This is a genomic window from Enterobacter sp. ZOR0014 (assembly GCF_000798855.1).
Lineage (GTDB): Bacteria > Pseudomonadota > Gammaproteobacteria > Enterobacterales > Enterobacteriaceae > Enterobacter > Enterobacter kobei.
The window spans coordinates 1-9,252 of the sequence record NZ_JTLF01000072.1 but is presented as its reverse complement, the minus strand read 5'-3'; the positions used below and the strand labels follow the sequence as shown (position 1 = coordinate 9,252).

Sequence of the window (9,252 nt, the reverse complement as noted above, 5' to 3'; positions counted from 1 at the left end):
CACCAATGTAAAAAAGCGCCCTAAAGGCGCTTTTTTGCTATCTGCGCATCTGCAGTTTGTCTACTTTCCTGCCGTCAACGTCTCAATCAACGTCTTCACCGCCGGCGTCACCTGTTTCTCGTTATACACGACATACAAATCTGCCGGAATACGCTCTTTCAGCGGGCGAAACACCACGCCCGGCCACTGCATTTGCGCGTAACTGTCGGCAGCGAGCGTAATCCCCATCCCCATGCTTATCATCGCCAGTACCGTTTGTGGCTCTACGGCTTCGCGTACAATCATCGGTGAAAAACCGGCCTGCTGGCAGACGCGATGTAAAAATGCCCAGTCAGAATGTGCTGACGGCATCGTGACGAAATACTCGTCCTGTAAATCAGCAAGCGCAACGGAGGGTTCCCTAACCAGCCGGTGATCTTCCGGCATCGCCACAAGAAACGCCGCCTCGCGCAACCGCACGCTGGTAAACCCCGCGGTGGGTTCCGTTGCCATTCGCCAGATCCCAATATCCAGCTCCTGACGCTCAAGCAGCGCCATCTGCATGACCGGCGACTTTTCGCGAAAAACGACATCAACATTCGGATGTTCTTTCAAAAAAGTGCGCATAACCGTGCGCACCTCACTCCACATGGCGGTACCGACAATACCCAGCTCAATACGCCCTGCCTCACCCCGGCCAATTTGTTCGACGCGCGCCAGAGCCTGATTTGCGCTGGCAAGCAGCCGACGAGACTCTTCCATCAGCACTTTACCCGCATGCGTCAACGCGACGCTTCGCGAGTGGCGAATAAACAGTAACGTGCCCAGCTGGCTTTCCAGCTCTTTAATGTGCAGGCTTAATGGCGGCTGGGACATATTGAGACGGGCCGCAGCCCGTCCAAAATGCAGTTCCTCCGCCACGGCCAGAAAATAGCGCAGCAGCTTGAGGTCGGTTCGATAGACGCGTTCCATCAAAACATATCCTGGCGATAACACTTAAGCGCCTACCTTAAAGCCTTTCACCGCAGAGAGGGGAAATTTAGTGCGCAACTGTGCGCATCTCGCTGTTTTTACTGGCGTGGTGGTAGTTAAAGCTGAAATAAAACACTACGGCCAGTACCAGGGCATAGGCTGCAAACACCAGCCAGATCGTCTGCCAGTCTTTCACCCCATCCACCGAGAAATAATCAACTGCCATACCGCTCAATACCGATCCGAAATAAGCCCCAATACCGTTAACCGTCGTCATAAACAGCCCCTGTGCGCTGGCGCGAATATCGGTGCTGACCTCCTGTTCGACAAACACTGAGCCGGAAATATTGAAGAAGTCGAATGCACAGCCATAGACAATCATGGAAAGCATGAGCAGCACAAAGCCCGTTGCGGAGGGGTCGCCAAAGGCAAACAGACCAAACCGGAGCATCCAGGCCACCATGCTCATCAGCATCACGGCTTTAATACCAAACCGTCCGAGGAAGTACGGAATGGTCAGAATGAAGAACACCTCTGACATTTGCGAAACGGAGAGCAAAATGGACGGGTACCTGACGATAAAGCTATCTGCATACGCCGGATTACGGGCAAAATCATGCAGGAAGGGGCTACCGAAGGTATTGGTGATCTGCAGCACAGCACCCAGCAGCATCGCGAACAAAAAGAACACCGCCATGCGAGGCTGTTTAAAAAGAACAAAGGCATTAAGGCCCAGCTTGCTGGCCAGAGACTGGGACGTTTTCTGCTTCGCCACGGGAATGGCCGGCAACGTCAAAGAATAGAGCGCCAGCAGCAGAGACGCGCCAGCTGCAATATAAAGCTGCACGTTGCTTAGCTCCGCCCCCATCAGGCTTATGGCCCACATTGCCGCAATAAAGCCCACGGTGCCATACACCCGCACGCGCGGAAAATGGCTTACCGTCTCCAGACCCGCCTGCTCAAGACAGGAATAGGAGATCGTATTCGACAGCGCAATGGTGGGCATAAAGGCCATCGCATTGACCAGCATGACCCAGAACATCAGGCCGGGCTCATTCACCTGCGCGGCGTAACAGAGTGCGGCGGCACAGACGAGGTGGCAAATGACGTAGGCGCGGTCTGCCCGTAGCCATTTGTCGGCGATGATTCCCACCAGCGAAGGCATCACGATCGCGGCAAGGCCTTTGGAGCTGTAGACCATGCCCACGTCGGAGCCGGTAAAGTGTAGGGTGTTGATCATGTAAGCACCGAGGGTAACCAGCCAACTCCCCCAGATAAAATATTGCATAAAGGACATCATCTTTAAGCGAGTCGTGATGTTCATAGCCCATTCCTTATAGCAGTGTGGCCCTAACGGGCCACTTTATTGTTTTACTCAGGCAATATGGCGGAGAAAACCGCAGATAAGATTGATGAAGTTCTGGCGTGAGAGCTCAGCCGCCGCGAGCGTCTGCTCATGCGACAGCTTTACCTCGCCCAAACCTTCGGCGAGGTTGGTAATTGCAGAAACGGCTACAACCTTCAGGTCACAGTGGCGTGCGGAAATCACTTCCGGCACCACGGACATGCCGACCACATCACCGCCGATAATTTGCATCATGCGGATCTCTGCCGCCGTCTCGAAGTTCGGGCCCGGATAAGAGACAAATACCCCTTCATGCAGCGGGAAACCCTCTTTCGCCGCCACGGTTTGCAGCATCGCACGGTAATCCGCGTCGTAAGCATTGGCCAGGGAGAAGAAACGGTCGCCAAAGCGCTCATCGTTCAGCCCCACCATCGGCGTGCCAGGCATGGTATTGATATGGTCGCTCAGGGCAACCAGGCTCCCCGGCAGAACTTCCGGGCGCAATGAGCCTGCCGCATTGGTGCTAAACAGCAACTCACATCCCAGCAGTTTGAACGTGCGGATCGCATCGGTCATGATGGTCATCCCGCGCCCCTCATAGAAGTGCCCTCGCCCTTTCATACAGGCAACAGGCACCCCGGCAAGATGCCCCAGCACCAGCTCGCCGGCGTGGCCGTGGACGGTGCTCACCGGGAAGCCCGGCAGCTTTTCATAACTCAGAGAAACGGCATCATCAATCTGGTCGGCGAGCGCGCCAAGGCCAGATCCGAGAATAAACGCCACGCGAGGCGTGAAGTCAGGCTTAGCCGCACGGATAATATCGGCGCAATACCACGGGTTTTTTGAGAGGGTCATAGAGGCTCCTTGAGAATGAAGATCGCGATAGCATGGATCGCATGACCCTAGTCTTATATCCGGAGCCTGCGGGTGACCTCCAATACACTTTCCCGGCACCATCAATACTGTTTTTGTATCAATGTAATGTCCTGCCAGATATGGCAGTTTTGCTCAAGCTAATCCCGTCAGTGCCGATACCTCTGTTTTATAACGCGAGGAAAAAGTATGACGACTATCCAGGCTTCAGCCCCACCCATTCAAACCAGCGGCGGCGGGAGTGAGGCTTCCGGCGGGAACGATATTGCTGCGCAAATCAGCCGTATTCTCGACAAGATCCAACAGCTGACTCAGCAGTTAAAAGAGCTGGCGGACAGTTCCGGCAGTGCAGATGAAAAGAAAAAGCAGCAGGAGCTCATTCAGACCCAAATCACCGTGCTACAGGCGCAACTCGCCGCGCTGCAGCACCAGCAGGCTGAAGAGGAGCAAAAGAAACAGGAGCAAGCGCCGGGTAAAGTGGAAGGGGTGAATAGCCCGACAGACGATCATCAGATCGATATCTATATTTAATCGTCGGATGCGTTAAACAGTGGGTCGCGTATGCGGGCCTCGGTTAATCGCTGTGCCTGGATACGCACCACTTCCCATATAGCCTGCGCCGCCCCCGAGAGGGAACGATTTTTGCGCCGTACTAACATCAGTTTTCGCTCGACAACAGGCGTTAAACGCTTCACGGCCAGTCGGCTGCCCTGCGGCAGGGGGAGCGCCAGAGCGGGCAACACGCTGATCCCAATTCCGGCTTCCACCATGGGAAACAGCGTGGCCGGATGCCCAATTTCCTGCACGATGGTGGCCTTTACGCCCTGATTAACCAGCGCGGAATCGATCAGCGGACGGCTGCCGGAGGCATAATCCTGCAAAACCAGGTTCGCGCCCTGCAGGGACTGCCAGTTGACCGCCGGCAAGGTTGCCAGCGGATCGTCATCCCGGCAGAGCAGTAAAAAAGGCTCAGAAAGCACGCTTTCGCACGCCAGGTCGCTCACCTGGCCGGGGTCGATCACAATACCAAAATCCACATCTCCCTGACGGATGCTTTCCAGCACCCACTGCTGCGGCCGGTCATGCAACACAAAATCAATGTCCGGATAGCGGTGGTTTCCCTCCGCGATACACTGCGGGATAAGGTGTGCCGATATTGTCTGGCTGGCTGCGACCCGCACGGTGCCCGAAAGCTGCTGCCCCAGCCTTCCCACGTCTCTGAGCGTGCTGTTCAGTTCATCCAGCAGACGTTCGAGGCGCTGGGCCAGCTGCTGCCCTGCTTCGGTCAGCACCACTTCGCGTGTGGTACGGTCAAGCAACCGCACGCCGGTCTGATTTTCCAGCTCTTTCACGCTGTGGCTGACGGCTGACTGGCTGAGGCCAATCATCTCTCCTGCCCGGCTGAAGCTACGGGCATGGGCGACGGTGACAAAAATACGAAGCTGGCGTAAGGAGTAATTCATCTGTTTAATTCATGAATGAATGCAATAAATCAATTTTATTTCTCAAATGGAAAAAAGCACAATAGCGACATCTGTTTTCAGGAGTCATTATGAAACTATTTCGTATTGTTGATCCGTTTACGCTTACTCTGGTGGTCACCGTTTTACTGGCCTCGTTTTTCCCGGCCCGCGGTGGTTTCGTCCCGTTTTTTGAGGGGCTGACGACGGCCGCTATCGCGCTGCTGTTCTTTATGCACGGCGCAAAACTCTCCCGCGAAGCGATTATCGCGGGTGGTGGCCACTGGCGACTGCACCTCTGGGTGATGTGCAGCACCTTTATTCTGTTCCCCATCCTCGGAGTGCTGTTTGCGTGGTGGGCGCCAGTTAACGTCGACCCGGCACTCTATACCGGTTTTTTGTATCTCTGTATTCTGCCAGCCACCGTGCAGTCGGCCATTGCGTTTACCTCCCTCGCGGGTGGCAACGTTGCGGCCGCGGTCTGCTCCGCATCGGCATCCAGCCTGTTAGGGATTTTCGTCTCCCCGCTGCTGGTGGGGCTGCTGATGAACATGCATGGCGCGGAAGGTAACCTTGAGCAGGTGGGCAGGATCTGTCTGCAACTGCTGCTGCCCTTTGTCCTGGGCCATCTCTCGCGCCCGTGGACAGGTGCGTTTGTGACGAAGCATAAAAAGTGGATCTCCAAAACCGACCAGACCTCAATTCTGCTGGTGGTTTACTCCGCCTTCAGCGAAGCGGTCGTGAACGGGATCTGGCACAAGGTGGGCGCAGGCTCACTGCTGTTTATCGTGGTGGTCAGCATTGTCCTGCTGGCGATTGTCATTGCCGTAAACGTCTTTGTGGCACGTAAATGCGGCTTCAACAAAGCAGATGAAATTACGATTGTTTTCTGCGGCTCGAAGAAGAGCCTGGCGAACGGTATCCCGATGGCCAACATTCTGTTCCCGACCTCGGTAATTGGGATGATGGTATTGCCGCTGATGATTTTTCATCAGATCCAGCTGATGGTCTGCGCCGTGCTGGCGCGTCGCTATAAACGTCAGACGGAAAAACTGGCGCAGGAAGAGACCCGCGCCGCGAAAGCTTAAGGACGTTTCAGGGGCTGAACCAGCTGGGTCAGCCCCTCGGTTTTGATCAGTAGCGTAATAGCCATCAGCTCGCCCAGTCGCCCGGCCGGGAACTCATTCTTACGGGCAAACCACAGCAGATACTCCTCCGGCAAATCGATCAGCCTGCGGCCCTTATATTTACCGAACGGCATCTCCGTATTGGCGATCGTAACGAGCTGCTCTTTTTCCACGTTACTCTCCTAACAGACGCATCATTTCCGCTTCGTCGATAACCTCAATGCCGAGTTCCTGGGCTTTCGCCAGCTTCGAACCCGCTGCTTCCCCGGCAATCACCAGGTCGGTTTTCTTCGACACGCTGCCCGCCACTTTTGCGCCCAGCGCCACCAGACGCGCTTTCGCATCGTCGCGTGAAAGCTGGCTCAGGCTGCCGGTCAGCACCACCGTTTTACCGGCGAACGGACTGTCGATCTCTTCGGCATTAACCACCACCGGCGCGGGCCATTTGATGCCCTCTGCCAGCAGTTTGCCAATGACTTCGCGGTTGCTCTCTTCCGCAAAGAAGTTAAAGACGTGCGTGGCGACTACAATGCCGACATCCGGCACTTTCTGCAGCTCGTCGATGCTTGCCTTTTCCAGCGCCTCCAGCGTGCCAAAGTACGCCGCCAGACCTGCTGCCGTTGCTTCCCCCACTTCACGGATGCCCAGCGCGTAAAGGAAACGGGCGAAGGTGGTCTCTTTTGCGGCTTCCAGAGCGTTAACCACGTTCTGCGCCGACTTCGGCCCCATGCGATCCAGACCGGTCAGCTTGCCCGCCGTCAGTTTGAAGAGATCCGCTGGCGTATGCACATACTCTTTTTCAACCAGCTGATCGATAATCTTATCGCCCATGCCGTCGACGTCCATGGCGCGACGGGAGACGAAGTGCTTCAGTGACTCTTTACGCTGCGCGCCACAGATCAGGCCGCCCGTACAGCGCGCTACCGCCTCACCTTCAACACGCTCCACGTCAGAGCCACACACCGGGCAATGGGTCGGGAAGACCACTTCACGCGTATCATCAGGGCGTTCAGACTCAACGACGTTTACCACCTGCGGAATAACATCGCCCGCGCGACGAACCACCACTTTGTCACCAATCCGCAGGCCCAGACGTTCAATCTCATCGGCGTTATGCAGCGTGGCGTTACTCACCAGCACGCCCGCGACCTGCACAGGCTCAAGACGGGCGACCGGGGTAATGGCACCCGTACGGCCGACCTGGAACTCCACATCGCGAACGAAGGTCATCTGTTCCTGAGCAGGAAACTTAAACGCCACCGCCCAGCGCGGCGCACGTGCCACAAACCCGAGTTGCTCCTGAAGCGCCAGTGAGTTCACCTTAATGACAACGCCATCAATATCAAAACCGAGCGTCGGACGGTCCGCTTCCACCTTGTGGTAGAACGCGAGTACCGCTTCTGGCGAGTCACAGAGCTGTACGCGGTTACTCACCGGCAGACCCCACGCCTTAAACTGCATCAGGCGCCCGAGGTGCGTATCCGGCAGCTCGCCGCCCTCCAGGATACCCACGCCATAGCAGAAGAAAGTGAGCGGTCGCTTCGCGGTGATTCGCGGGTCAAGCTGACGCAAAGAGCCTGCCGCCGCATTACGCGGGTTAGCAAATACTTTCCCGCCGGTGCGGCGCGCTTCTTCGTTGATTTTCTCGAAACCCGCCTGGGGAAGAAACACTTCGCCGCGCACTTCCAGACGCGCAGGAATGTTGTCCCCCTGCAGCTTCAGCGGAATTGCGCGGATGGTGCGCACGTTGGTCGTAATGTCTTCACCCGTCGTGCCGTCGCCACGCGTCGCGGCACGCACCAGCACGCCGTTTTCGTAGAGAAGACTGACCGCCAGGCCATCAAGCTTCAGCTCGCAGCACCAGGTGAGAGCGTCGCTGCTTTTCAGACGGTCCTGCACGCGCTTGTTAAACGCGAGGAAGCTCTCTTCATCAAAGACGTTATCCAGCGACAGCATCGGTACTTCATGGCGTACCTGGCTGAACGCTCCCAGCGGCTCGGCACCGACGCGCTGGGTGGGAGAATCCGGCGTAATGAGTTCCGGGTGCTGCGCCTCCAGTTCGCGCAGCTCGCGCATCAGGCGGTCATACTCCGCATCCGGCACCTCCGGCGCGTCCATAACATGATAGAGATATTCATGATGGCGAAGCGTGGTTCGCAGGTCAGTGAGTTGTTGTTCGATTGAGTCCATATCGCACCATCAATGAGAAAAAACCCCCGACATGCGGGGGTTGAGGAGGAGTTGACGTAAACGCGATGATTACGCGTTGGCTTCCTTAACTTCGCGGATGCGGTCCTGATACTCGCGCAGTTTCTGCGGGGTCATCATTCGACGCTGATCGTCGAGCACCACACCGCCTACTTCGTCAGCGATGTGCTGAGCGGATTGCAACATCAGCTTAAAGTTTTGCAGTTCATCACCGTAAGAGGGCACCTGCATAAAGATGGTGACACCTGGGGTCACGAAATCACCGGTCATTTCCGGATCAAAAGTACCCGGGTTGACCATATTGGCCAGGCTGAACAGCGCCGGGCCGCTACCGTCAGGGCTCAGGTGGCGATGGAAAATATTCATGTCGCCAAACTTGAAGCCTGCCTGTTGAATACTGTTAAGCAGCACGTCACCGTTGAGATGGCTACCGTGATGCGCGGCCACGTTCATGATGATCACCGCTTCTTTACGCTGCGGTTTTTCAACAACCGGTTCTGGCTCTGCTACCGGTTCTGGCTCAACATGCTGTGCTGGAGCAGGCTGCGGCGCTGGCTGCACATGAACAGGCTGCTGCGGCTGTTGTACCGGCTGCGCGGGCTGTTGTTGCACAGGCTGCTGCACGGGCTGCGGTTGAACCGGCTGTGGCGCAGCAGGCTGCTGATGGACAGGCTGTTGCGGCGGCTGGCGCACAGGCTCTTCTACCGGCTGCGGCGCCTGCTGGCGCGGCTGAGCAGAGGCGTACGGCGGTTGATACTGGTGCTGCGCAGGACGGGGGGCTTCATGCTCCCCATGAGCCGCGCCGGGCGCAGTATTGACCCGATGAACACGAACTTCACCCACGCCGTCATCGTCGCGACCGTCGATGTCATCTTCAATGTCATCGTCATCACGACTGGACTTCATGCGCTTCAGTGGGCGATCGCGGAACATCGAAGAACGCTCTTTACGGCTGGTCCAGAAACCATGTACCAGTAAAGCGATTATGGCGATCGCGCCAACAATGATTAATATCAGACGCAAATCCTGCATCATTATATTCTCTGTTGTTCTAACACCTTGCCACCACGGCAAACATTTACTCACTAAGAGTATTTGCCGTTTACGTCAAGTGCAAGTGTGTGCAGAGCATTCACAGCATAAAGATGAAGGAAATCGTGCTTTTTGCTGGTTTTTCGAACATTTCCGAACTGGTCATTAGTCCACAAGTGGATAATATAGGCGGCAATTCCACTGGTTGTGAAAAAAGGAGTACAGCCTGGTTATGGTTTCAACATCGTCTTCTCCC

9 protein-coding genes are annotated in these 9,252 nt (G+C 56.1%); 2 read left to right on the top strand and 7 right to left on the bottom strand.

What is annotated here, in order from left to right; all coding sequences use genetic code 11:
* Positions 1-60 precede the first annotated feature (60 nt).
* The 3 genes from L977_RS02990 to xapA form a co-directional block, all read right to left on the bottom strand.
* Positions 61-951 carry a LysR family transcriptional regulator gene (locus L977_RS02990; RefSeq protein WP_032635933.1) on the bottom strand — a complete coding sequence of 297 codons (891 nt, stop codon included), beginning with the start codon at positions 949-951 and terminating at the stop codon, positions 61-63.
* A 67-nt stretch (positions 952-1,018) separates the two neighbouring features.
* The gene (locus L977_RS02985) at positions 1,019-2,275 is read right to left on the bottom strand and encodes a nucleoside permease (RefSeq protein WP_023331034.1); all 1,257 of its coding nucleotides are present in this window, start codon (positions 2,273-2,275) and stop codon (positions 1,019-1,021) included.
* Positions 2,276-2,326: 51 nt separating this feature from the next.
* Entirely contained in the window at positions 2,327-3,151 is an 825-nt protein-coding gene (xapA, locus tag L977_RS02980; protein ID WP_047624666.1) for a xanthosine phosphorylase, read from the bottom strand.
* Positions 3,152-3,358: 207 nt separating this feature from the next.
* On the opposite strand from xapA, the gene L977_RS02975 reads away from it, so the two are divergent.
* The gene (locus tag L977_RS02975; RefSeq protein WP_047027337.1) at positions 3,359-3,700 is read left to right on the top strand and encodes a FlxA-like family protein; all 342 of its coding nucleotides are present in this window, start codon (positions 3,359-3,361) and stop codon (positions 3,698-3,700) included.
* Here L977_RS02975 and L977_RS02970 read toward each other — a convergent pair.
* Complete coding sequence (locus L977_RS02970) at positions 3,697-4,632, bottom strand: LysR family transcriptional regulator (protein WP_014884733.1); 936 nt, start codon at positions 4,630-4,632, stop codon at positions 3,697-3,699. The genes L977_RS02975 and L977_RS02970 overlap by 4 nt on opposite strands.
* Positions 4,633-4,721: 89 nt before the next feature.
* On the opposite strand from L977_RS02970, the gene L977_RS02965 reads away from it, so the two are divergent.
* Positions 4,722-5,717 (top strand): bile acid:sodium symporter family protein, encoded by a 996-nt coding sequence (locus L977_RS02965; RefSeq protein ID WP_014884734.1) that lies wholly within the window; start codon positions 4,722-4,724, stop codon positions 5,715-5,717.
* Here the strand turns inward: L977_RS02965 and L977_RS02960 are convergent.
* The 3 genes from L977_RS02960 to zipA all read right to left on the bottom strand — a co-directional run bounded on the left by L977_RS02960 (position 5,714) and on the right by zipA (position 8,999).
* Complete coding sequence (locus L977_RS02960) at positions 5,714-5,929, bottom strand: DUF3820 family protein (protein WP_045268309.1); 216 nt, start codon at positions 5,927-5,929, stop codon at positions 5,714-5,716. The two genes, L977_RS02965 and L977_RS02960, sit on opposite strands and share 4 nt — an antisense overlap.
* 1 nt (position 5,930) lies before the next feature.
* Positions 5,931-7,946, bottom strand: a complete 2,016-nt coding sequence (gene ligA, locus L977_RS02955; RefSeq protein WP_045268310.1) for an NAD-dependent DNA ligase LigA — start codon at positions 7,944-7,946, stop codon at positions 5,931-5,933.
* Between the two features lie 69 nt (positions 7,947-8,015).
* Entirely contained in the window at positions 8,016-8,999 is a 984-nt protein-coding gene (gene zipA / locus L977_RS02950; protein ID WP_045134549.1) for a cell division protein ZipA, read from the bottom strand.
* Between the last annotated feature and the right edge of the window lie 253 nt (positions 9,000-9,252).